This is a genomic window from Kitasatospora purpeofusca (assembly GCF_036010405.1).
Lineage (GTDB): Bacteria > Actinomycetota > Actinomycetes > Streptomycetales > Streptomycetaceae > Kitasatospora > Kitasatospora purpeofusca.
In genome coordinates this window covers 8,842,216-8,864,199 of record NZ_CP108561.1, presented here as the reverse complement: position 1 = coordinate 8,864,199, position 21,984 = coordinate 8,842,216, and the positions used below count along the sequence as shown (strand labels likewise).

General features: G+C 75.2%; 24 protein-coding genes. 13 read left to right on the top strand and 11 right to left on the bottom strand.

Annotated elements, in window-relative coordinates; translation table 11 throughout:
- Positions 1–35: 35 nt before the first annotated feature.
- Both OG715_RS38580 and OG715_RS38575 read right to left on the bottom strand, forming a co-directional pair.
- A complete protein-coding gene (locus OG715_RS38580) occupies positions 36–542 on the bottom strand; it encodes a DinB family protein (RefSeq protein WP_266272576.1) in 507 nt (168 codons plus the stop codon).
- 42 nt (positions 543–584) lie between these two features.
- Positions 585–1,349, bottom strand: a complete 765-nt coding sequence (locus OG715_RS38575; protein WP_266272577.1) for a lysophospholipid acyltransferase family protein — start codon at positions 1,347–1,349, stop codon at positions 585–587.
- 186 nt (positions 1,350–1,535) lie between these two features.
- Here OG715_RS38575 and OG715_RS38570 point away from each other — a divergent pair, with 186 nt between their 5' ends.
- On the top strand, positions 1,536–3,032 hold the full coding sequence (locus tag OG715_RS38570) for a bifunctional phosphatase PAP2/diacylglycerol kinase family protein (protein WP_266272578.1): 1,497 nt from the start codon (positions 1,536–1,538) through the stop codon (positions 3,030–3,032).
- A 68-nt stretch (positions 3,033–3,100) separates the two neighbouring features.
- On the opposite strand, the gene OG715_RS38565 is transcribed toward OG715_RS38570, so the two are convergent.
- Positions 3,101–4,249, bottom strand: coding sequence for an ABC transporter substrate-binding protein (locus tag OG715_RS38565; protein WP_266272579.1), 1,149 nt, complete (start codon positions 4,247–4,249; stop codon positions 3,101–3,103).
- Between the two features lie 211 nt (positions 4,250–4,460).
- Between OG715_RS38565 and OG715_RS38560 the strand changes: the two genes are divergently transcribed.
- Positions 4,461–4,670: a hypothetical protein gene (locus OG715_RS38560; protein WP_266272580.1), complete on the top strand. Its 210-nt coding sequence runs from the start codon at positions 4,461–4,463 to the stop codon at positions 4,668–4,670.
- Positions 4,671–4,790: 120 nt separating this feature from the next.
- Here OG715_RS38560 and OG715_RS38555 read toward each other — a convergent pair whose 3' ends face one another.
- Positions 4,791–5,966: a DUF6745 domain-containing protein gene (locus OG715_RS38555; protein ID WP_266272581.1), complete on the bottom strand. Its 1,176-nt coding sequence runs from the start codon at positions 5,964–5,966 to the stop codon at positions 4,791–4,793.
- A gap of 132 nt (positions 5,967–6,098) precedes the next feature.
- Complete coding sequence (locus OG715_RS38550; protein WP_266272582.1) at positions 6,099–6,425, bottom strand: hypothetical protein; 327 nt, start codon at positions 6,423–6,425, stop codon at positions 6,099–6,101.
- Positions 6,426–6,629: 204 nt separating this feature from the next.
- On the opposite strand from OG715_RS38550, the gene OG715_RS38545 reads away from it, so the two are divergent.
- The gene (locus OG715_RS38545) at positions 6,630–7,193 is read left to right on the top strand and encodes a hypothetical protein (protein WP_266272583.1); all 564 of its coding nucleotides are present in this window, start codon (positions 6,630–6,632) and stop codon (positions 7,191–7,193) included.
- 64 nt (positions 7,194–7,257) lie between these two features.
- Here OG715_RS38545 and OG715_RS42620 read toward each other — a convergent pair whose 3' ends face one another.
- Positions 7,258–8,034 carry an SCO2400 family protein gene (locus tag OG715_RS42620; RefSeq protein WP_456077715.1) on the bottom strand — a complete coding sequence of 259 codons (777 nt, stop codon included), beginning with the start codon at positions 8,032–8,034 and terminating at the stop codon, positions 7,258–7,260.
- Between the two features lie 336 nt (positions 8,035–8,370).
- On the opposite strand from OG715_RS42620, the gene OG715_RS38535 reads away from it, so the two are divergent.
- The 7 genes from OG715_RS38535 (at position 8,371) to OG715_RS38505 (ending at position 15,507) form a co-directional block, all read left to right on the top strand.
- On the top strand, positions 8,371–9,324 hold the full coding sequence (locus OG715_RS38535; protein ID WP_266272585.1) for an STM4015 family protein: 954 nt from the start codon (positions 8,371–8,373) through the stop codon (positions 9,322–9,324).
- A gap of 107 nt (positions 9,325–9,431) precedes the next feature.
- Positions 9,432–10,385 carry an STM4015 family protein gene (locus OG715_RS38530; protein WP_407661065.1) on the top strand — a complete coding sequence of 318 codons (954 nt, stop codon included), beginning with the start codon at positions 9,432–9,434 and terminating at the stop codon, positions 10,383–10,385.
- A gap of 10 nt (positions 10,386–10,395) precedes the next feature.
- Positions 10,396–11,661, top strand: coding sequence for an STM4014 family protein (locus tag OG715_RS38525; protein WP_266272586.1), 1,266 nt, complete (start codon positions 10,396–10,398; stop codon positions 11,659–11,661).
- Positions 11,662–11,750: 89 nt separating this feature from the next.
- Positions 11,751–12,635 (top strand): STM4013/SEN3800 family hydrolase, encoded by an 885-nt coding sequence (locus tag OG715_RS38520; RefSeq protein WP_266274552.1) that lies wholly within the window; start codon positions 11,751–11,753, stop codon positions 12,633–12,635.
- A complete protein-coding gene (locus OG715_RS38515) occupies positions 12,632–14,014 on the top strand; it encodes an STM4012 family radical SAM protein (protein WP_266272587.1) in 1,383 nt (460 codons plus the stop codon). The genes OG715_RS38520 and OG715_RS38515 overlap by 4 nt, the downstream gene beginning before the upstream one ends.
- Positions 14,011–14,946: an STM4011 family radical SAM protein gene (locus tag OG715_RS38510; protein WP_266272588.1), complete on the top strand. Its 936-nt coding sequence runs from the start codon at positions 14,011–14,013 to the stop codon at positions 14,944–14,946. The genes OG715_RS38515 and OG715_RS38510 overlap by 4 nt, the downstream gene beginning before the upstream one ends.
- Positions 14,947–15,123: 177 nt before the next feature.
- Entirely contained in the window at positions 15,124–15,507 is a 384-nt protein-coding gene (locus OG715_RS38505) for a VOC family protein (RefSeq protein WP_266272589.1), read from the top strand.
- Between the two features lie 129 nt (positions 15,508–15,636).
- Here OG715_RS38505 and OG715_RS38500 read toward each other — a convergent pair whose 3' ends face one another.
- The gene (locus OG715_RS38500; protein ID WP_043475867.1) at positions 15,637–16,119 is read right to left on the bottom strand and encodes a MarR family winged helix-turn-helix transcriptional regulator; all 483 of its coding nucleotides are present in this window, start codon (positions 16,117–16,119) and stop codon (positions 15,637–15,639) included.
- A 134-nt stretch (positions 16,120–16,253) separates the two neighbouring features.
- On the opposite strand from OG715_RS38500, the gene OG715_RS38495 reads away from it, so the two are divergent.
- On the top strand, positions 16,254–16,664 hold the full coding sequence (locus OG715_RS38495) for an organic hydroperoxide resistance protein (protein ID WP_030393124.1): 411 nt from the start codon (positions 16,254–16,256) through the stop codon (positions 16,662–16,664).
- A gap of 102 nt (positions 16,665–16,766) precedes the next feature.
- On the opposite strand, the gene OG715_RS38490 is transcribed toward OG715_RS38495, so the two are convergent.
- Positions 16,767–17,177 carry an SHOCT domain-containing protein gene (locus OG715_RS38490; protein WP_266272590.1) on the bottom strand — a complete coding sequence of 137 codons (411 nt, stop codon included), beginning with the start codon at positions 17,175–17,177 and terminating at the stop codon, positions 16,767–16,769.
- 258 nt (positions 17,178–17,435) lie between these two features.
- On the opposite strand from OG715_RS38490, the gene OG715_RS38485 reads away from it, so the two are divergent.
- On the top strand, positions 17,436–17,801 hold the full coding sequence (locus OG715_RS38485; protein ID WP_266272591.1) for a hypothetical protein: 366 nt from the start codon (positions 17,436–17,438) through the stop codon (positions 17,799–17,801).
- A 78-nt stretch (positions 17,802–17,879) separates the two neighbouring features.
- On the opposite strand, the gene OG715_RS38480 is transcribed toward OG715_RS38485, so the two are convergent.
- The 3 genes from OG715_RS38480 to OG715_RS38470 all read right to left on the bottom strand — a co-directional run bounded on the left by OG715_RS38480 (position 17,880) and on the right by OG715_RS38470 (position 19,907).
- On the bottom strand, positions 17,880–18,212 hold the full coding sequence (locus OG715_RS38480) for a hypothetical protein (RefSeq protein WP_266272592.1): 333 nt from the start codon (positions 18,210–18,212) through the stop codon (positions 17,880–17,882).
- 44 nt (positions 18,213–18,256) lie between these two features.
- The gene (locus tag OG715_RS38475; RefSeq protein ID WP_266272593.1) at positions 18,257–18,943 is read right to left on the bottom strand and encodes a LamG domain-containing protein; all 687 of its coding nucleotides are present in this window, start codon (positions 18,941–18,943) and stop codon (positions 18,257–18,259) included.
- 160 nt (positions 18,944–19,103) lie between these two features.
- On the bottom strand, positions 19,104–19,907 hold the full coding sequence (locus OG715_RS38470) for a CBS domain-containing protein (protein WP_323182194.1): 804 nt from the start codon (positions 19,905–19,907) through the stop codon (positions 19,104–19,106).
- Positions 19,908–20,395: 488 nt separating this feature from the next.
- Here OG715_RS38470 and OG715_RS38465 point away from each other — a divergent pair, with 488 nt between their 5' ends.
- Positions 20,396–21,964, top strand: coding sequence for an SDR family oxidoreductase (locus tag OG715_RS38465; RefSeq protein ID WP_266274553.1), 1,569 nt, complete (start codon positions 20,396–20,398; stop codon positions 21,962–21,964).
- The last annotated feature ends 20 nt before the right edge of the window (positions 21,965–21,984 follow it).

The following is a 21,984-nucleotide window of genomic DNA, read 5'->3' as shown; positions in this document are numbered from 1 at the left end:
CTGCCCCCGGACTCCGCCGAGGGGGTCGGGGCGGGTCAGTCGCCGGTGGTGCCGTCGAGCAGTTCGCGCAGGATGTCGAGGTGGCCGTTGTGACGGGCGGTCTCCTCGGTGAGGTGGAGCAGGATCCAGCGCAGGTCCACGTGCAGGCCGTCGCGGATCGGCCGCTTCGCCCGGTCGGCCAGGTCGCTCGCGGCCACCAGCTCGCGGTAGCGGGCGCTCTGTTCCGTGTACTCGTCGAGCAGCTGCGCGAGCGGGAAGTCGACGCCGATCCGCATCTCGCGGTCCGGGTCCTCCTCCGTCCAGGGGCCCTGGTCCTCCTCGCCGAGGAAGACCACCTGGAACCAGTAGTACTCGACCCAGCGGAGGTGGTTCACCAGCCCGCTCAGGGTCATCAGCGGTGAACCCGGCAGGAGTGCCCTGCGCGCGTTCTCCGGGGAGACGCCCTCGCACTTGGCGCGGGTGGTGTCCCGGGCGTAGTCGAGGAACGTGGTCAGCTGTGTGCGCTCGTCCCAGGCGGGAGGCGTGTCATTGATTCTGGTCATCGTGGGACAGCATTGCCAATCGCACGACCGCTGTCGACGGATTTACGGACGGGTCGCTTCCGGTCCGTGCCCGGCGGCGGTGTGCCCGGCGGCGGTGCGGTGGGCCGCGGCGTGCCGGCTGGCGGCCGCCCAGGCGGCGGTGACGGCCTGGTGCGCGCGGGCGGTCGCCTCGGCGGTGTCGGCGGGGAGGTGGAGCGGGGCACCGAGGTGGACGTGGAGGCCGGGGCGGCGGACCGGGGCGGTGGCGAGACCGGCGAGCTGCTTGGCCGTACCGCCCGAGGTGAGGCGGCGGGAACCGGCCTGGCCGAGCGGGACGACGGGGGCGCCGGTGGCGTGCGCGAGGCGGGCCAGGCCGCTGCGGAAGGGGCCGGGCGGCAGTTCGCCGGAGTCCCGGCGGCGGGGCAGCCGGCCCTCGCCGTAGATCAGCACGACCCGCCCGGCCGCCAGGGCCTCGGCCGCCGCGTCGAGCGACTCCGCGGCCCGCGCGGTGCCCCGGTGGACGGCGATGTGCCCCTCGTGGCGCAGCAGTGTGCCGAGCAGGGGGATCCGCCACAGGCCGGCGGTGGCCAGCACGACCGGCCGGGCGCCGAGCCGGTGCAGGGCGGCGAGCACCACGACGGGGTCGGAGAGCGAGGTGTGGTTGGCCGCGACGATGCTGCCCGGGGCGACGGTGGGGGCCGGGGCCGCGCTGCCGGGAGCCGCGATGGTGGTGGTGGCCGTGTCGGGGGCGGTGCCCGGCGCCGGGTCGGCGGTGATGCGGAGACGGCCGAAGGCGGGCAGCAGGAGGGCGGCGGTGCGGCTCAGCATGGTGTGGGGTGCGTCCTCGTGACGGTGGAACGGGGTTGCTGTCGGCGCCAGTCTGCTCGGTCCGCGCCCGGCGACGCTTGAGTACCCGTACTCAAGCCGGGCCCGGGTGCTCGTGGCGACCGGGAACCGGTGGGGCGCCGACCGCTCGCCGCGCGCCCGGCGCCGACGGGGGCTAGGCTCGCTCGGATGAGGCGACTGGACGACATCGACCAGGCACTGTTCCATCGGATCGCCGTGTCCGAGCACCCTTTCGGGGCCGGATCACGGGTCGGCGAACTGCTGCGCCGGGCCAGCCGCGCCGCGGACCACGGGAAACTGTGGTTCGGCACGGCCGCCGTGCTCGGGGCCGTCGGCGGGCGGAGCGGACGGCGGGCGGCACTGCGCGGGGTCAGCGCGCTGGCACTCGCCTCGTTCACGGCCAACGTGGCCGCCAAACAGCTCACCCGGCGCCCGCGGCCCCTGCTCGACGCGGTTCCGGCCGCCCGTCGGCTGCTGCGCCAGCCGGTCACCACCTCCTTCCCCTCGGGGCACTCGGCCTCGGCGGCGGCCTTCGCGACGGCGGTGGCGATCGAGTCCCCGGTGGCGGCGGCCGTCGTGGCGCCGGTCGCGCTGATCGTGGGCGCCTCCCGGGTGTACACCGGCGCGCACCACCCGAGCGATGTCCTGGCCGGGTTCGCGCTGGGCTCGGCCGTCGCCGCGCTGATGCTGCGCTGGTGGCCCCGCTCGTCCGACCTGCGGCCGGCCGCCGGGCCCGCGCGCCGCCCCGCCCCGGCGCTGCCTGAGGGGCAGGGCCTGTCGGTGGTGGTCAACTCGGGCTCCGGCAGCGGCGCGTTGAGCACCTACGGCCCGGAGGAGACGGTCACCGTGCTGCGCGACCTGTTGCCCCGGGCCGAGATCCGCCTCTGCGGGCCCGACGACGATCTGCCCGCCCTGCTCACCGAGGCCGCCGACCGGGCGTCGGCCGAGGGCGGGGCGCTCGGGGTCTGCGGCGGCGACGGCAGCGTCAATCTGGCGGCCGGGCTGGCCGTGGAGCGGGACCTGCCGCTGGCGGTGTTCCCCGGCGGCACGCTCAACCACTTCGCGGTGGATCTCGGCATCGAGGACTTCGAGGCGACGGCGACGGCCGTGACCTCCGGCACTGCGTGCGGGGTGGACCTCGGGCTGGCCGCCGACGGTACCGGGCAGCGGTACTTCCTCAACACCTTCAGCCTCGGCGTCTATCCCGAACTGGTCAAGCTGCGGGAGTCGTTGGAGGGCCGATTGGGCAAGTGGCCGGCCCTCGCGGTGGCCACCGCGAAGGTGCTGGTGAACGGTGAGCCGGTCACCGTCCGGTCCGGCGGGCGGGACCGGCAGCTGTGGCTGCTGTTCGCCGGGAACGGCGCCTACGACCCGCCGGGCTTCGCCCCGACCCACCGGACCGGGCTCGCCGACGGCCTGCTGGACGTCCGGGTGGTCGACGGGGGCCGGCCGTTCGCCAGGACCAGGCTCGCCGCCGCGTTCCTGTCCGGCACGCTCGCCCGGTCCCGGGTGTACCACTCGGCCCGGCTCCGGGCGCTCGACCTGGAGCGGCTGGGCGACGCCGACCGAATGGCTGTCGACGGGGAGTCGGTCCCCGCGGCGGGCCGGCTCCGGCTGTCCAAGTCCGGGCGGGCGCTGACGGTCTACCGGCCCGCCGAGGGCTGAGCGCCGGCCGGGCACTCCGGCCGACCGCACCCGCCCCCCGCCGCCCCCGGAGTGCCCGGCCGGCGGACTCAGCCGGTGTGCAGGACCCGGAAGCGGGCGGGGTCCGCCGGGTCGCGGTCGGCCACCTGGACCGGGGCCCAGGCCCACTGCCACACACCGATGCCCGCCGCCCGGGAGAACCGGACCGTCCCCCGGGTGCCCTCGACCGCGACCGACGGCCAGGCCCCGGCGAGCCGGGCCCGGTCGGCGCCGTGCGAACGCAGTACCTCGGCGAGGACGGTGACGGTGTCGTAGCCCTCGAAGGCGACGAAGGAGGGCTCCTCGCCCAGCCGTTCGCGCAGCGCCGCCCCGACGCGGGCGCCGAGCGGGCCGAGGTGTTCGGGCAGGTAGCGCAGGAACGGGACCCCGGCGCCGTCCTCGCCCAGCAGCGTCGCCCAGTCGGCGAGTTCGGGCTGCCCGGCCGGAGCACCGATCAGGATCCCGGCGAGGCGCCGGTCCCGGCGGACGGCCCGGACGATCGGGACCGCCGGGTCGGGGTGGCCGGCCAGGAGCAGAAGGGCGGTCGCGCCATCGGCGGCCAGCGCCTCGCAGACGCCCTCGGGGGTGAGGGTGCGCAGGTCAAGTTCGACGAGGGTGCCGCCGCTCGCCGTGATCCGGTCCCGGAGGACGCCGGTCCCGGAGGCCCAGTAGAGGCTCGGGTCGGCCGCCACGGCGATCCGGCGGTGGCCCGCGCCGAGGAGGAAGTCGGCGTAGACGGACCACCCGTGCGACTGGGCCGGGGCGATGCGGGCGACCTGTTCGGCCGGCCCGTCGGTGAGCGCGTCGAGCACCGCCGAGGAGCACAGGAAGGGCAGACCGAGGGCCTCGGCCCGGGCGGCCGCGGCGCGCGCGACCACGCTGTGGTACTCCCCCGCCAGGGCGGCCACCCCCAGGCCGGCCAGTTCCTCCACGGCCGCCCCGGCCCGCGCGGGATCGGCGGCGGTGTCGCGGACCACGAGCTCGACGGGCCGGCCCGCGATCCCCCCGGCCTCGTTGACCTCGCGCGCGGCCAGGTCGAGTCCGGCGAGCAGGTGCCTGCCCGCCGCGACCCAGCCGGGCTGGCTCAGCGGCACGAGCGCGCCGATCCGGACCGACGGCCCGTCGGCGGGCGACGCCCGGTGCGGCCCGTCCGCCCCGTGCTGCGCGTGCTGCCCGTTCGGGTCCGGTGGTGTGTTCATGCGGCGGCCTCTCCCCGTGATCAGCTCGGCGGTCCATGATCAGGACGCGCGCGCAGCCTACCCAGGCGCGATCCGGTGGAGGCCGCCGCGCCCCACGACGCAGCCGCCCCGGCGACACGCACGTCACCCCGTTCGGGTGACATTCCCCCCTTTCGCACCGGACCGCTCCCTAGGGTTCGAAGCACCGTTTGTCTACGAAGGGATTTACGCCATGTACCGCACCATCCGCACGTTCGCCGTCCTCATCGCCGCCATCGGCGCCATTTCCGTCCCCACCCAGGCCTTCGCCGACGACACGGTGACCGTGAACACCACCACCATCACCGTGATCGGCACCGGCAACCAGCTCGCCGGCGGCGAGATCACCAACGTCGGCGGTGACGCCATCATCGGTTCCTTCGACGGCATCGACGTCCACTGACCCCGACCCTTCTGTCCCCCGGTTCCACCGCGGAACCGCACCGCCCGCGCCAGTCCCCGGCGCGGGCGGTGCCGTGTCTCCGGCCCCCGCCCCGCCCCGGTCCACCGGCGCGCCCCGTGCTCAGGTCTCGCGCTGCGGGTGGTACTCCGCCTCGGTGGTGCCGAACGTCCAGGCCACGCCGGCGCGGGCGGTGCGGGTGTCCGGCGGCACCCGCAGCCAGTAGGTCCGGAAGGTGCCGTCCGGCTCGGCGGTCGAATTGACCACCTCGACCATCACCACCGGCTCGTCGTCCGGCAGTTGGATCCGCCAGAGCACACCGGTCTCGTCCCGGTGCAGCGGCTCGGCGCCGGAGTCGGCGAGGTAGCGCTCGTAGCCGTAGTGCTCCAGCAGGACGCGGCGCAGCTCGGCGTTCTCCTCGGAGCGGATCCGCTCGACGGTGACGGTGCCGAGCCCGGCCAGGAACTCGGCGGGGACAGGCATGCCCCGCCAGGCGTGGAGGGCGAAGCCGTCGGAGTACTCGAGGGCCGGTCCGTCGGCGCGGTCCAGCCGGCCGGCCTCGTCGCGGTGCAGGGCGGTCGGGCGCTCGCTGATCAGCACCGTGTCCGCGTAGGGCCACCACCAGCCGGTGGTGCGCGCCACCTCGGCCAGCGCGGCGATCCCCTCGCCGCCGGCGGCCACCGCGCCCGGCGCGCCGTCCGGCGCCGTGGCCAGCACCCCGGCGGCCTCGAAGGCGGCGAACCAGGGTGCGTCGTGCTGGCCCCGGACGGCGTCGAGCAGCGCGAGCCTGGCGGTGGTGCGGCGCTCGCGGGCCACCCCGGTGTCCCCCGGCGGGACGTCCCCGACGGCCGGATCGGGGGCGAGCCGGTCGAGCACGGCACTGCGGATCCGGTCGGCGAGCGCGTTGGTCACCGGGCCGAGCTCACCGCCGGTCAGCGCCCAGAGCGGCGGCCAGCCGGCCGCTCCGGTCCGCTCGACGGCCTGTCGGCGGGCCGCCTCCCACGGCAGGGTCCTGACCGCCTCCCGGACGGTCGAGGCCCCGGCCGCGCGCAGCTCCAGGGCCGCCTCCGTCGCCGCCAGCGGCGAGCCGAACCACCTGATGTCGGCCGGTTCGGCCAGGCCGGCGGCCCGGTACGCCGCCCGTACCGCTCGCTCGACGCCGGCCCGGTCGGCCGGGCCGGTGGAAGCTGCGGTCGTCCGCCAGCGGGCCGTCACCTCGGCCGTCACCACAGCTGTCGCCCCGTCCGGTGCCGCCGCACCGGCCACCGCCACGTCCGGCGTCGCCTGTCCCGTCCCCATGCCCATCACCCTCTCCGTTCCCGGCCGGGCTCCCCGCCCGGCCGTGGTGCGGACGCCGTGCGCCCGCCCCGCCTCGTCGTACTTCCCCACCTCGTGCTGCGCCGCTCCGCGCGCACCCGCGCGCGGCCGCCGTCAGTCGGCGACGATCCGCACCGCGCCCGGCGCGTACTCACGCTGACGCACCACCCGGAACCAGCCCTTGGGCAGCGGTATCGCCGCGTGCTCCTCGTGCACCACCCGGCCGCCCTCCGGCAGGTGCAGCCACGCCACCCCGAACGGACCCGCCTCGCGCCGCAGCTCCCCGGGCCCGACCACGGCGTGCGCGTGCCCGGTCACCTCGCCCAGGGCCAGCACCAGCCGGCCCCGCGCGTCCCTGGGCTGCCCGGCCAGCGAGGCCACCCGGGCCGGGACGGCCTCCTTCTCCACCGGTACCAGCAGCACGTCACCCTGACGGAACATCAGCTCTCCCTCGCCGAATCGACGGCGCATCGGATTCCCACACCACGGACCATAGGGCAGGGGTCCGACAACGGCCCCGGCACCCGGGTGACCTCAGTGGTTGCCGGGACTGCCGGGGCAGGTGGTCCCGGGCGGTCGCTAGTCTGTGCGACCGTCGGCCTGCGGGGCCGACCAGCACATGTACCAACAGGGGGATCTGTCACCGTGTCGTCCCGTCGTACCGTCCGCACCGCCCTCGCCGCGGCCACCGCCGTCCTGGCCCTCGCCTCCTGCGGCCCCGACAACGAATCCGGGACCGGGGCCGCGCCCGCCGGTTCCTCCGCAGCCCGGCCGCCCGCCGCCAAGTCCTCGGACGCCCGGCCGACGGCGACCGGGTCCTCGGCCGCCCAGACTTCCGCCGACGCACCGGCGAGCGCCTGTGCCCCGCCGAAGCCCGTCGGCCTCCGCCGGGTGATCCACCCGGTCAAGCAGCCGCGCCAGGACACCGTGACCTACCAGGAGACCGGCTACACCTGCACCGCCGACGTGGGGAAGTGGGAGCCGACCGGCCCCCGGAAGAACCTGATGTTCGCCCCGGAGGTCAAGGCCCAGCTCCAGCCCGCGTCCGGCCGGTTCAAGACCGTGGTGGTCGGCGAGCTGTGGAACCACATCGGGGCGTGCCTGGACCGCACGCCCGACGCGGGTGTGTGCAGTCCCGGTCTGAACTACGAGATCGCGCTGGACGGCGAGGGCAGGATCAGCGAGATCCAGGAGCTGTACGCCTCCTGAGCCGCTGCCACCCGTCCGGCCGCGTCGCCGATGCCCGGCCCGCGCGGGCCGGGCGTCGGCGCCCTCAGGTGCACCAGAAGAGGAACGGTGTGCAGGTGGACGTCGGCCGCGGGGTGGGCGTGCCGGAGGGCGTGCCGGTCGCCGTACCGGTACTGGTCGCGGTGGCGGTGCCCGAGGGCGAGCCGCCGGCCGACGGGGGCGGGCCCGACGCCGGGGGCGGTGCCGTGGGCGGCACGGTGCTCGGCGCCGCCGGAACGGGCGGCGCCGAACCGGGCACTCCCTGCTCCGGCACGCCTCCGGCGGCCGACGCCGTGGCCCCGGCGCCCTTGCCCGCCGAGGGCGCCGGAGCGGCGGGGCCGGACCCCGAGGGTGACCCGGACGCGGGCGCGGACGCCGTCCTGCTCGCGGGAGGCCGGGTGGTCGACGGGGCCGTCACCGCCGGCGCCGTGGACACCGTCGGCCCGGGGGCCGAACCGCTCCCCGACGCCCCGGTGGTGACCGGGACCGGCGCCGCCGCCTCGGCCGGCACGCCCTCGGAGCCGTTCGCCACCAGCGTCGCCGCGCCGAGCGCCACCACCGCCGCACCGAGCACGGACAGCACGATCCGCCCGGGCCGCCGCCGCGTCCGCCGCGCCGTCCGCCGGGAACCCGGCCGACCCGCGTGCGGGCCGCCACCGGGCGCGGCCGGTCCCGCTCCTCCCCGTTCCGGCAGCGGTCGCGCGGACGCCGGGACCTCGGGGGCAGGCGGTGCCGGGCGGTCCTGGCCGGTCGCGGGCGAGCCGCAGCCGGGGCAGGCCAGAGCGCCGTTCAGGTGACGGCGGCAGGGCGCGCAGTAGTTCATAGGATCTTCCCCGGGCTGCCGGACGGCAGGCGCTCGCACCGGTCGCCGTTCTTCGCCGCCGACCGCGCACGTCGTCGTGCACATGCGGAGCCTAGGCAGCGCGACCGCGGGGGTGCCATGCCTGCCTGTGAGGCTTCTGGAGAGATGCCGTGTCAGTCGGCCGCGAACCACCCACCGGCCGCCCTGGTCCCCCGCATCTCCGGGGAGGAGCCGGGGACGAGCCGGAGGCGGTCCGGGGACACCCTGCGGACACCCCGGAGGCGACCCGGCCGGGGGATTGTCGGTCCGGGCTGGTAGACAGTTGTTCGGCCCGCACCGACGCCCCAGGAGCAGCGCATGACGGTCAACAAGCACATCGAGGACTTCCACGGCCTGCCGGTCTTCGACTTCGTCCCGGCCGTCGACGCGGGCGACGAGCTGCCGCAAGCAGGAGCGGTCGCCTGGAAGATCGGCATCGAGTTCGACTCCGATCAGGACTGGCCCGCCCGGTGGGGGCAGTTCCTCGACCGGGTGGACACCGCCTCGGTCACGGCCGTGGTGGTCGGCGAGTGGTCGCACGACGGCCCGCTGAGCTTCGCCGGACCGATGGCAGCCCTCCTGGAGGCGGCCGACCGGCTGCCCGCGCTGCGCGCGCTGTTCCTCGGCGACATCACGTACGAGGAGAACGAGATCTCCTGGATCCAGATGGTCGACGTGACACCGGTGCTGACGACGTTCCCGCTGCTCACCGAGCTGGTGGTGCGCGGTGCCTCCGGCGAGTACGCGGAGGGCGAGGGCATGGCGCTCAAGCCGCTGCGGCACGAGCACCTGCGGGCGCTGCGCTTCGAGTCGGGCGGCCTCACCGCGGAGGTGCCGAGGGCGGTCGCGGCGAGCGAGCTGCCCGCGCTGGAGCGGCTGGAGTTCTGGCTCGGTGTGGACGTGTACGGCGGCACGACCAGCACGGCCGACCTGGAGCCGTTCCTGGACGGCGGCCGGTTCCCCGCGCTGCGCCACCTCGGCCTGCAGAACAGCGTGTTCCAGGACGAGATCGCCGCCGCCCTCGCGCACGCCCCCGTGGTGGCCCGGCTGGAGTCGCTGAACCTGTCGATGGGCGCGTTCACCGACGAAGGCGCGACGGCGCTGCTGGACGGCCAGCCGCTCACCCACCTCAAGCGCCTCGACCTGCACCACCACTACCTCACCCAGGGCATGCAGCAGCGGCTGCGCGAGGCCCTGGCGGGGGTCGAGCTCGACCTCTCCGAGGCCGGCAAGCCCGACGACCGGTGGCAGTACGTGGCGGTGGCCGAGTAATCCGCCCGGGGCGTGTCTGCCGACAGCCTCGCCGTCAGCCCCGTCCGCACCGTCCGACCGTTCCCGCACTCGCCGAAGTCGCCGCAATCGCCGCCCAGGGGGCACCCGTGATCATCACCAGCACCATCGACCGCTTCCTCCACCTGCCGGTCGTCGACTTCTCGGTCGACAAGCCCCACCGGGGCAACCGGGGTGACCGGATCGAGCTCCCGGAGCCGGGCACCGTCGCCTGGCGGCTCGCCGTGGCGTACGGCACGGAGGGCGGTTTCGACGTCCTCTGGTCCGCCTTCCTGGAGGCCGTCGACCCGGCCACCGTCCGCGGACTGCTCCTCGGCCCCTGGTGGACCCAGGACTACACCCCGGTGTCCGAGGCGCTCAGCAGGATCGTCGCCGACGCCGACCGGTTCACCGCCCTGGAGGGCCTGGTCATCGGTGACGTCTCGTACGAGGACTGCGAGATCTCCTGGCTGGAGATGTCCGACGTCACCCCGGCCCTGACGGCGTTCCCCGGGCTGACCGACCTCGTGGTGCGCGGCGGCAACGGGCTGCGGCTCGAACCCTTCCGGCACGAGCGGCTGACCCATCTGCGGATCGAGACCGGCGGGCTGCCGGCCGAGGTGGTCCGGGGGGTCGCCGCGAGCGAGCTGCCCGCCCTGGAGAGCCTGGAGCTGTGGTTCGGCGTCGACGAGTACGGGGGCGACGCGACGATCGACGACGTCGCACCGCTGCTGACCGGCACCCGGTTGCCGGCGCTGCGCCACCTCGGCCTGCAGAACAGCGAGTTCCAGGACGAGATCGCCGCCGCCGTCGCGCACGCCCCGGTGGTGGCGCAGCTGGGCACGCTCAGCCTGTCGATGGGCGTGCTGAGCGACGAGGGCGCGGCCGCGCTGCTGGACGGCCAGCCGCTCACCCACCTCAAGAGCCTCGACCTGCACCACCACTACCTCAGCGAGGCCATGCAGGAGCAGGTCCGGGAGGCGCTGCCGGGCGTGGACGTCGACCTCTCCGACGCCGAGGAGGAGGACGAGGACGAGTGGCGCTACGTCGAGGTCTCCGAGTAGGCGCGGGCCGATGCTGACGACCCCGCGGGCCATCGGCCCTGCCCCGGCCCCGGGCCCGGCCCGGGCGGCCCTCCGGCTCCCTCCGGACGGGCGGCTGACCGTGCTCGGCAATCCCGGCCACCGCCGGGTGACGCTGTTCGCGGCCGCCGCCCGGGCCGCCGGGCTGCCCGAGCCCGCCGTCCTGCCCTGGATCGATCTGCTGCGCGGCACCCACCGGCTGCCCCCGGGCGCCGTGCTGCGGATCGAGTCCCCGGGCGAGGACGAAGCGGTGGACGCGCTGCTGCGCGGCCCGGTGCTCGGCGCGGACTACGCGGCGACCCGGGTCGAGGGCGGCGCGGCCTGGTACGCCGGGGTGACGGCCGCGCTGCGCAGACTGGCCGCGACCCCGGGGGTCGGGCTGCTCGGTGATCCGGAGGAGATCGCCGTGATGTTCGACAAGCGGCGCACGCACGCCCTGCTGTCGGCGGCCGGAGTCCCCGTGCCGCGCGCCCTGGAGGGCGGTGCTGTCGCCGGCTGGGAGGACCTCAGGGCACGGTTGGACGCCGCCGGGCTGCGCCGGGTCTTCGTCAAACCGTCCCACGGCTCCTCCGCCTCGGGCGTGGTGGCGCTGGAGTTCGGGCCGCGCGGCCAGTTGCGGGCCACCACCTCGGTGGAGCTCGCCGACGGCCGGATGCACAATTCGCTGCGGGTCCGCCGCTACCAGGAGGAACGGCAGGTGGCGGAGCTGGTCGACCGGCTCGCCCCGGACGGCCTGCACGTCGAGCAGTGGGTGCCGAAGGCCTCCCAGTCGGGCCGATCGGCGGACCTGCGGGTCGTGGTCGTCGCCGGGCGGGCGACCCATGCGGTGGTCCGCACCAGCGACCGGCCGATGACCAACCTCCACCTCGGCGGTGCCCGGGGCAGCCTGGAGCTGGCCCGGGAGGCCGCCGGACCGGCCTGGCCGGACCTCCTGGAGACGGCGGAGCGGGCGGCCGCCTGCTTCCCGGGCTCGCTGATGGTCGGCGTCGACGTCCTGCCGACCGCCTCCTGGCGACGCACGGTGGTCGGCGAGGTCAACGCCTTCGGGGATCTGCTGCCCCGGCTCACCGGCCTGCCGGGCGGGCCGGCGGAGGGCCTGGACACCTACGCCGCCCAGCTCGCCGCGCTCGGCGCCGTCCCGCTCGGCGCCGTCCCGCTCGGGGCGCCGGCCCCGGCGACGCACTCGACACACCCGACGCGCTCGACACACCTGACGCACCTGACGCACCCGAACCACCCACGTACGGAAAAGCCCTGATGAGCCACCGCACCGCCGCCACCGACCGGACCGTCGACCCGATCGCCGGTCCGGGCACCTCCCCCGCTCCCGCTCCCCCCGACCCCGACATGAACGCCGTGGTCGGCAGCCACGACCTGCTGCTGGTCACCCTGGACACCCTGCGCTTCGACGTCGCCGAGGAGCTGGCCGCCGCCGGGCGGATCCCGCACCTGGCCGCCCACCTTCCCGGCGGGCGCTGGGAGCGGCGGCACTCCCCCGGCAGCTTCACCTACGCCGCCCACCAGGCGATCCTGGCCGGCTTCCTGCCGACCCCGGCCTCGCCCGGCGGGCCGCACCCTCGGCTGTTCGCCGCCCGGTTCGCCGGGTCGGAGAGCACCGCACCGCGCACCTGGGTGTTCGACGCCCCCGACCTGCCGGGCGCACTCGCCTCCGCCGGCTACCGGACGGTCTGCATCGGCGGCGTCGGCTTCTTCAACAAGCAGGGCCCGCTGGGCTCGGTGCTGCCGGGCCTGTTCCAGGAGAGCCACTGGGCGCCGGAGATGGGCGTCCCCTCGCCGACGTCCTTCGAGGCGCAGGTCGACCGGGCCGAGCGGGTGGCGGCCGAGCAGCCCGACGGGCAGCCGCTGTTCCTGTTCGTCAATGTCCCGGCGCTGCACCAGCCGAACTGGTTCCACCTGCCCGGCGTGACCCGCGAGCACGGCGACAGCAGGGAGAGCCACGCCGCCGCGCTGGAGTACGTGGACGCCCACATCGGCCGGCTGTTCGCGGCGATGAGCGCGCGCCGGCCGTGCTTCGCGATCGTCTGCTCGGACCACGGCACGGCCTACGGGGAGGACGGCTACACCGGCCACCGGATCGGCCACGAGGTGGTCTGGACGGTGCCGTACGCCCACTTCACGCTGCCCGCGACAGCCACGCCCGCGGTGCCCAGAACGTCCGCGGTGCCCGCCCCGTCCGCCGTACCCGCCCCGACCGCCGAGGAGACCGCATGACCACTGCCCCCGCCGCGCCGGCCGTCCTCCCCGACGGGTCCGCGGGCTCCTCCCCGTACCAGTCGTACGTGTACGCCTACCCGCACAAGACGGCGTACCGCGAGCTTCCGGACCGTCCGCCGCTGCGCGAGCTGTGGGCGGGCGAGTCGCAGCACGCGCTCTCGCTCTACCTGCACATCCCGTTCTGCGAGGTGCGGTGCGGCTTCTGCAACCTGTTCACCCGGATCGGCGGCCCGGACGGACTGACGACCGCCTATCTGGACGCGCTCGACCGGCAGGCGGGCGCCGTCCGCGCGGCACTGGACGAGGGGGCCGGGTTCGCGCTGGCCGCGTTCGGCGGCGGCACCCCGACGTATCTGAGCGCCGCCGAGCTGGAGCGGCTCTGTGACATAGCCGAGCACCGGATGGGCGCCGACCTGCGGGCGATCCCGCTCTCGGTCGAGGCCTCGCCCGCCACGGCCACCGCCGACCGCCTCGCCGTACTGGCCGAGCGCGGCACCACGCGGCTGAGCCTGGGGGTGCAGTCCTTCGTCGACACGGAGGCCCGTTCGGCCGTCCGGCCGCAGAAGCGCGCCGAGGTCGAGGCCGCGCTGGGCCGGATCCGCGACGCCGGGTTCCCGGTCCTCAACATCGACCTCATCTACGGCATCGACGGCCAGACGGAGGCGAGTTGGCTCCGGTCGCTGGACGCCGCGCTCGTCTGGCGGCCGGAGGAGCTGTACCTCTACCCGCTGTACGTCCGGCCGTTGACCGGGCTGGCCCGGCGCGGGGAGGCGGAGGGCCCCGCCCAGTGGGACACCCGGCGGCTCGCGCTCTACCGGGCCGGCCGCGACCACCTGCTCGCCCACGGCTACGAGCAGGTGTCGATGCGGATGTTCCGCCGGGCGGCCGCACCGCAGGCCGGGGTGAGCGAGTACGCCTGCCAGACGGACGGCATGGTCGGCCTCGGCTGCGGCGCCCGCTCCTACACCTCCCGTCTGCACTACTCCTTCGACTACGCGGTGGACGCGACGGAGGTGCGCCGCATCATCGACGACTACGTGGCGACCCCGACCTTCGACCGCGCGGTGGTCGGCCGGGCGATGACGCCGCCGGAGGCCCGGCGACGGCACCTCGTGCAGTCGCTGCTCCAGGCGGAGGGGCTGGCGCTCGCCGACTACCGGGACCGCTTCGGCAGCACCCCGGCCGAGGACTTCCCGGCCGAGTTCGCGGCCTTCGCCGCACGCGGCTGGCTGGCGGAGGACGCGCACAGTACGACCGCCGCACCCGCCGAGCGGCTCAGGCTCTCGCCCGAGGGCCTGGCGCACTCGGATGCGGTCGGCCCGATGCTGTTCTCCCCCGAGGTCCGCGCGCTGATGGCGGAGTACGAGGCGAAATGACCTTCCTCGGCATGCCCGCGCCCGGGCCCGTCCCCGCCGCTGCCCCCACGCCCACGCCCACCCCGACCCCGGCGACCGGGCCGCTCGACCTCCGCCTGCTCTACCGGGGCCCGCTGGCCTCCTGCGACTACGACTGCCCGTACTGCCCGTTCGCCAAGCGGCGCGACACGCCGGAGCAACTCCGTTCCGACCGGGCCGCGTTGGAGCGGTTCACCGGCTGGGTGGCCGGACGCGGCGGGTCCGGGGACACCCTCTCGGTACTGTTCACCCCCTGGGGCGAGGGGCTGGTGCGGTCCTGGTACCGGCGGGCCATGGTCGAGTTGAGCCGGCTGCCGCACGTGCGGCGGGTCGCCATCCAGAGCAACCTCAGCTGCCGCACCGGCTGGTTGGCGGAGGCGGACCTCGACACCCTCGCACTCTGGGTCACCTACCATCCCGGCCAGGTCGAGCACGCGCGCTTCCTCGCCAAGTGCCGCGAGCTGGACGCGCTCGGCGTGCGGTACAGCGTCGGCGTGGTGGGGCAGCCGGAGCACCTCGCGGCGGCCCGGCGGCTGCGCGCCGAGCTGTCCCCGGCGGTCTACCTGTGGATCAACGCCGCCGAGGGCCGGACCTACACCGACGCCGAGGCGGCCGACTGGACCGTCCTCGATCCGCACTTCGGGTACAGCCGGAACGCCCACCCCAGCGCCGGCCGGGCCTGCCGCACCGGCGAGTCCGTGGTCTCGGTGGACGGCGACGGCACAGTCCGCCGCTGTCACTTCGTGCCCGAGGAGCTGGGCAACCTCTACGACGGCTCCTACCGGGCCCGGCTCGGCCCGCGGGCCTGCCCGCTGCCGGTCTGCGACTGCCACATCGGCTATGTGCACCTGGAGACGCTGCCGCTGTACAAGGTCTTCGCGGGCGGTGTGCTGGAGCGGATCCCCGCACCCTGATCCCCCGCATCCCGATCCCCCACACCCCGATCCCCCGCTCCCGGATCCCCCGCTCCCGGATCCCCCACACCCGGTGACGGCACCGGCACGCTGCGGGGTACCTCGGTCCCGGCACGGCTCCGGCCTGGCCGGGGCCCGGTGCACGTACCTACGCTGGGGGAGGAGGAGGCGATCAGCATGCTTGGAGACGCACCCTTGGTGGCGATCATTCCCGCCGCCGACGTGGCCCGGGCGAAGGCTTTCTACACCGACACCCTCGGCCTCAAGTTCACGGACGCCGGCCCGCACGGCGATCTGACCTTCGAGTGCGGAGGCAGCGAGTTCGGCATCTACGAGACACCCAGCGGCGGCCAGGCCGCCCACACCCTGGCCAGTTTCAAGGTCTCCGACCTGGACGCCGAGATGGCCGGACTGCGCGGCAAGGGCGTCGTGTTCGAGGAGTACGACCTGCCCGGCCTGAAGACGGTCGACGGCGTCGTCGAGGACGAGGGCATGCGCGCGGCCTGGTTCAAGGACAGTGAAGGAAACATCCTCTGCCTGAACGAGCGCACCGCCGGCTGACCCGGCCGACCCGCTCGCAGCAGACAGAACCGGACCGGACACACCGAACACACCGGACACGTCCCCGGCCGGGCACCGCACTGCGCGGTGCCCGGCCGGGGCACGGAGGAGCGGGGGACGCGGCGGCCGTCAGCCCTCGGCGGCGAGGCCCGGAACGGCGGTGTCGAGGGCCTCGGTGACCTGGTCCAGCAGCACCCGCAGGGTGGCGAGCTGTTCGACCGGCAGCCCGGTCGCGACCAGCAGTCGGCGCGGCACCTGTCCGGCGCGCTCGCGCATCGCGGAGCCCTCACCGGTCAGGCTGACGGTGACCGAGCGCTCGTCCTCCGGGCTGCGCTTCCGGTGCACCAGGCCGGCCGCCTCCAGCCGCTTGAGCAACGGGGAGAGCGTCCCCGAGTCCAGTCGCAGGTGTTCGCCGATCCGTTTCACCGGCAGTTCGCCGTGTTCCCAGAGCACGAGCATCACCAGGTACTGCGGATACGTCAGGCCAAGGTCCTTGAGCAACACCCGGTAGACACCGCCGAAGGCGCGGGAAGCCGCGTTCAGCGAGAAGCAGATCTGTCGGTCCAGGAGGAGCAGGTCGGCATCGTCGGGAAGGTCGGGCAGCACGGTCATGGGTCCATGGTAGCGACGACATGTGCACAATTAAGTTGTGTCCAACTAACTCGTGTGCTCTACTTGTTCTCGGGAGGCGGTCCGAGCGGGCCGCCGGACCACCACTTCGTATGCAGGACGGAAGGGAACGGACCATGGACGCGCTCTACACCGCAGTCGCCACCGCCAACGGCCGGGAGGGCCGCACCGTCAGCTCCGACGGTCAGCTGGACCTCGCGCTGGCGATGCCGCCCGGCCTCGGCGGCAGCGGTCAGGGCACCAACCCGGAGCAGCTGTTCGCCGCCGGCTACGCCGCCTGTTTCGCCAGCGCGCTGGGCCTGGTCGGCCGGCAGGCCAAGGTGGACACCGGCGAGATCTCGGTGACCGCCGAGGTGTCCATCGGCAAGGACGCCGAGGGCTTCGGCCTCGCGGTGGTGCTGCGGGTCGAGCTGCCCGAGGCGCTCGCGGGCGAGACCGGCCAGCTGCTGGTGAAGAAGGCCCACGAGGTGTGCCCGTACTCCCGCGCCACCCGCGGCAACATCCCGGTCGAGCTCGTCGTCGAGTAGTCACCGGTCGGAGAACCATCGGTCGGGCCGTCACCGGCCCCCCGATCACCCCGACCACCGAGGGTGCCCCGTCGCGCGACCGCGCGGCGGGGCACCGTCGCGTCAGGCGGTTCCAGCAGGCGGCGGGGGCGGACCGGGCGGAGCCGGTGGAGCCGGTGGAATCGAAGGCTCGGGCGGCGGACCGGCTCCCGGCGGCCCACCACTCCCCCGCAGGACCTCCAGGCGGTGCCGGTACTCCTCCGCGTCGATCTCGCCGCGCGCGAACCGCTCCGCCAGGACCTGCTCGGCTGCCGGCCAGGCCGGCAGCGCTCCGCCCACCGGACCACCGGGGCCTCCCGGACCACCGCCCCACACGCCCTTGGGCGGCGGCGGACCGGCGCCCCGCGACCTCCGGGTCAGGAGCACCGCGACTACCACCAGCGCCACCACGGCCAGCAGCAGTCCCAGCGCGAACAGGCCCAGGCCCCAGGGCCCGACACCATGGCCGTAGCCATGGCCGTTCCAGTGCCTCATCACGACCTCCTCACCACCCCGGTCGATGCGTGGCCGTCATGACCGACGGCCCGCCCCGGGGCGCTCGGCGCCGCACCACCATCGTGCGCCCCCGCCCGTCGGAGTGGCGTGAGGAGATGCCGCCCCACCGACCCGTGAGGCGCACAGGGGGTGGAAGAGCGCGGGAGGACCGGCGAGCATACGCCGCCGACAGGCCCCCGGACCGGTAAAGCCCCTGGCACCGGACCGGACCGCACCCGGCCGGGTAGCGTTCGCCCCATGAACCACCACCCGCCGGCCGACGACCGCGAGCGCCTCGTCGCGGCCGGGGTGCTGCTCCGCTACGCGGACCACCGCCCGCATCCGGCACTGGGCCACTCCACCATCGGCTACGTCTCCACGGCGCTCTGGTACGAACTCACCGCACTGGCCATCTCCCCCGACGCCGCGGCGGCCACGGCCCACGCTCTGCTCCGCACCATCGCCGCCGACGCGGTGGACGCCGCCCTCCTGCCCGGCAACGAGACCGCGCCGCGCGACGACCTCTACGTGACCCACCCCGCGTACATCGGCCCGCACCGCCGCACGGTCTGGTTCCAGCGCTCCGGACCGCGCGGCCTGGTGACGGCGATGTTCCCCCCGTAGGGTCCGGCTCCCGGCCCGATCGCACGACGGCGGACCGCAGCGGCGCCGCCACATCGGCATGCACCGCCGGACGCCGCGTCAACGCCGCTCCTGACCTCGTCCTCGCGGGCGGCCGCCGGCGCGCTGTTCGCGGGCGTGGCGCACGTACACCACCGTCACCGCCGCGGGGACGCCGGCCAGCAGGAGGGAGAGCCCCACCGGGAACACCCCCGCCAGCACCGTCGGCGAGACGTAGGCCGTGCCGGACGAACCGTCCACCAGCCGCGCCCGGACCGTTTGCGAGCCGACCCGCCCCTCGACGGGGACATCGAAGGACGGACCACCGCCGTCGGCGGTGAAGGCACCGGAGCAGGACGTCGAGGATCCCAGGCCGGCCCCGATGTCGTGCGTCCAGCAGGCGACTCCGGTCACCGTCCCCGGCTCGCCCCACGCCGACGTGCGCGACCGGTCGGGGATCACGCGCGGCCCGGGACGACCGGCCCGTCCGGACCGCCCCGCTCGATCCGCAGGCTGTGGCAGCTCCAGCTGAGCAGGTCGGACCCGAAGATCGGCGGCCGGTCGTGGTAGGTGCCGTCCGCGACGGACAGGTTGACGATCAGGTAGGCGTGCCAGTCCGCACCCACGCCGCGCCGGTCGGCGTGGATCAGGGTGCCGTCGACGAACCAGTCGACCGAGTAGGCCCCGAAGACCGTCCGCAGGTCGAAGGTCACGCCGGGGGCTATACCGGCCTCGGCCCCGTGCCAGTAGCGGTAGCCGCCCCGGACGTGGTTGGAGATCTCCAGCAGGTCCGGATTGTCGGGGTGGTACTCGAAGACGTCGATCTCGTTGCCGCCGTCCCGCCAGGTCCAGATCGCGGGCCAGGCGCCGAGCTCGCGGGGCAGGGTGACCCGCGCGCTCAGCACGTCGCCGGTGCGGACCTGGAAGCCCTCGGGGCTGCCCTCGGTGGTCAGCAGATTGCACGTCCAGAGGTCGCCGCCGTGGCGCCGGACGGCGGTGAAGAGCCCGCCGGGGCAGTACGCGCGGCTGAGGAAGTCGAGTTTGTGGTCACCCCGGTTGGTCGGCCCCATCCGGGGATAGGCGCTGCTGCGCCCCGCGATCCACTGGCTGGTCGATGTGAAGTCCGCGTCGAACACGACGGCCACGGCTGCCTCCCCGGTCACCGGCGGCGCGGCGGCCCGCTACCGCCGCACACGCAGGGTGATATGCCCGATACGCAGCGCAATATTCGAACCGGACGCTCCGGATCCAGCCGATTCCCGGTCGAACGGGGTGGCGACGGGCATCGGGCGCGGGCGTACTGGGTCAGCGGACCGGCGCAGGCGCGTCACTCCCGCGCGCGCTGCCGTTGCGCGCACCCCCGGCCCGACCGTCGGCCCCGCGCCCACCGGTGCCTCCTCCAGGGCCCTCGGTGCCCCCACCCGCGCCCCCAGGGGAGCCCGGGGAGTCCGGGGAGCCCGAGGAGTCCGGGGAGTCGTCCTCCGGGCCCAGACCGCCGAAGGTGTCGGCGCTCAGCCGGTCGGTCACCGACACCACGCCGTCCACCGAGCGGCAGAGGTTCAGCACGATCGGGACGAGGTGCGGCTCCGGCACCGTACCGCTGAGCACCACCCGGCCCTGGTCGACCTCGACGCCGACCAGGGCCGGGCTCACGCCCTCGACCCGGCCGAGCACCTCCTCGACGATCTCCCGGCGGATCACCCGGTCCTCCCGGAGGAAGACCCGGAGCAGGTCCCCCCGGCTGACCATGCCGAAGACCCGGCCGTCCACGTCCAGCACCGGCAGCCGCTTCACACCGTGCCGACCCATCAACCGGGCCGCCGCGACCACGCTGGTCGACGGGGTGATGCAGATGACCGGTCCGCTCATCAGATCGGCAGCGGTGACGGAGCCGTCCGGACCGGGCCTGGCAGCGCCGGGCGGTGGCATCAGACTGCCCTGGTCCTCCTGCGCCGCCAGGGTGAGCAGCAGGTCGGCCTCCGAGACGATGCCGAGCGGCCGACCGTCGTCGTCCACCACCGGCACACCGGTGATGTCGTACTCGGCCAGCAGCGCGACGATCTCCCGGAAACCGGTCTCGGGCATCACCCGGACCACGGGACTGGTCATCACTGATTCGACGGTGGCATGCCGCACGCCGGTTCACCTCGTCCGCGAGCACCGTCCGGCCGGACCTCTGTCGTCCGGTCGGCTGTACCAGGAGCATCTCCCCCGACCGGCCGATCCGCCAGGGGCCAAGGGGCTGAATCGCGGGGACCATCGGCCCCTGGCCCCGAACACCGCGTTTACCGGGCCCGGCACCGCGTCCGCCGGGCCCGGCACCGCACTGCGCGGCGTCCGGCCCGGATCCTGCCCCCGTCCCGGTGCGCCGGACGGGCCGGGACGGCCGATCGGGGGTGCGCAGGACACCGGCGACGCGGGTACGCCTTCCGGCCGGACCGCCCACCGGCGACCGCCCACCGCCGCCCCCGGGAGCCACCGTGACCGAACCCTCCAGCTCCGACGACCGCCACGACCGGCACCGCGAGCGCAACGAGCACAGCAAGCACGACAACCAGCACGACAACCGGCACGACAACCGTCCCCCCGGCGGACCGCTGCGCTGCCTGGTCACCGGGGCCACCGGCTACATCGGCGGACGGCTGGTGCCGGTACTGCTCGGCGCCGGCCACACCGTACGGTGCCTGGTCCGCGCCCCGGACCGGCTGCGGGACCACCCCTGGCGGAGCCGGGTCGAGGTGGTCACCGGGGACGTCACCCGCCCCGAGAGCCTCACCGACGCCTTCAGGGACATCGACGTCGCCTACTACCTGGTGCACTCGCTCGGCACCGGCGCGGACTTCGAGGCCACCGACCGGGCCGCCGCCGAAGCGTTCGGGCGGGCGGCGGAATCGGCCGGGGTGCGCCGGATCGTCTACCTGGGCGGCCTGGCCCCCGCCGGGGTCCCGGCCGGGCGGCTCTCCCCGCACCTGCGCTCGCGGGTCGAGGTCGGCCGGGTGCTGCGGGCGAGCGGCGTGCCGACCGCGGAGCTGCGGGCCGCGGTGATCATCGGCTCCGGCTCGGCCTCCTTCGAAATGCTGCGCCACCTCACCGAACGGCTCCCGGTGATGGTGACGCCCCGCTGGGTGGACACCCGGATCCAGCCGATCGCCGTCCGCGACGTGCTGCGGCTGCTGGTCGGGGCCGCCACGCTGCCGCCCGAACTGAACCGGGCCTTCGACATCGGCGGCCCCGAGGTGCTGACCTACCGCCGGATGATGGAGCGGTACGCCGCAGTGGCCGGACTGCCCCGCCGGCTGATCCTCGCCGTGCCGGTCCTCACCCCCCGGCTATCCAGCCTCTGGGTCACCCTGGTCACCCCCGTGCCCGGGTCGATCGCCCGCCCGCTGGTGGAGTCGCTGCGCTACGAGGTGGTCCGCACCGAGCACGACCTCGACCGTCTCCTGCCCGAGCCGCCGGGCGGCGCCGTCGGCTTCGACGAGGCCGTCCGGCTGGCGCTGCGGCGGATCAGGGACGCGGACGTCGCCACCCGGTGGTCCTCCGCCTCGCTGCCCGGCACCCCCAGCGACCCGCTGCCCACCGACCCGGACTGGGCCGGCGGCAGCCTCTACCAGGACGTCCGGGAGCTGCGGGTGGACGTCGACCCGGCCGCGCTGTGGCGGGTGGTGGAGGCGATCGGCGGCGACAACGGCTGGTACTCCTTCCCGCTCGGCTGGGCCGTGCGCGGGTGGGTGGACCGGCTGCTCGGCGGGGTCGGCCTGCGGCGCGGGCGGCGGGACCCGGCACGGCTGCGGGTCGGCGACTCGCTCGACTTCTGGCGGGTGGAGGAGCTCGACCCCGGACGGCTGCTGCGGTTGCGCGCCGAGATGCGGCTGCCCGGTCCGGCCTGGCTGGAGCTGACCGTCACCCCGGACCGCGCGGGCGGCTCCCGGTACCGGCAGCGGGCGCTGTTCCACCCGCGCGGTCTGGCCGGGCACGCCTACTGGTGGTCGGTGGCGCCCTTCCACGCCGCCGTGTTCGGCGGGATGGCCCGGCGGATCACCGAGGAGGCCGCGCGCGGCGGCGGGGGGCGTACCGGCACCGGGGGGCGTGCCGGAGACGGGAGGCGCGCCGGAGACGCAGGAGGTACCGGAGACGCGGGACGTGCCGGGGGCGGCACGGCCTGAGCGGACGCCCCGGCAGGCAG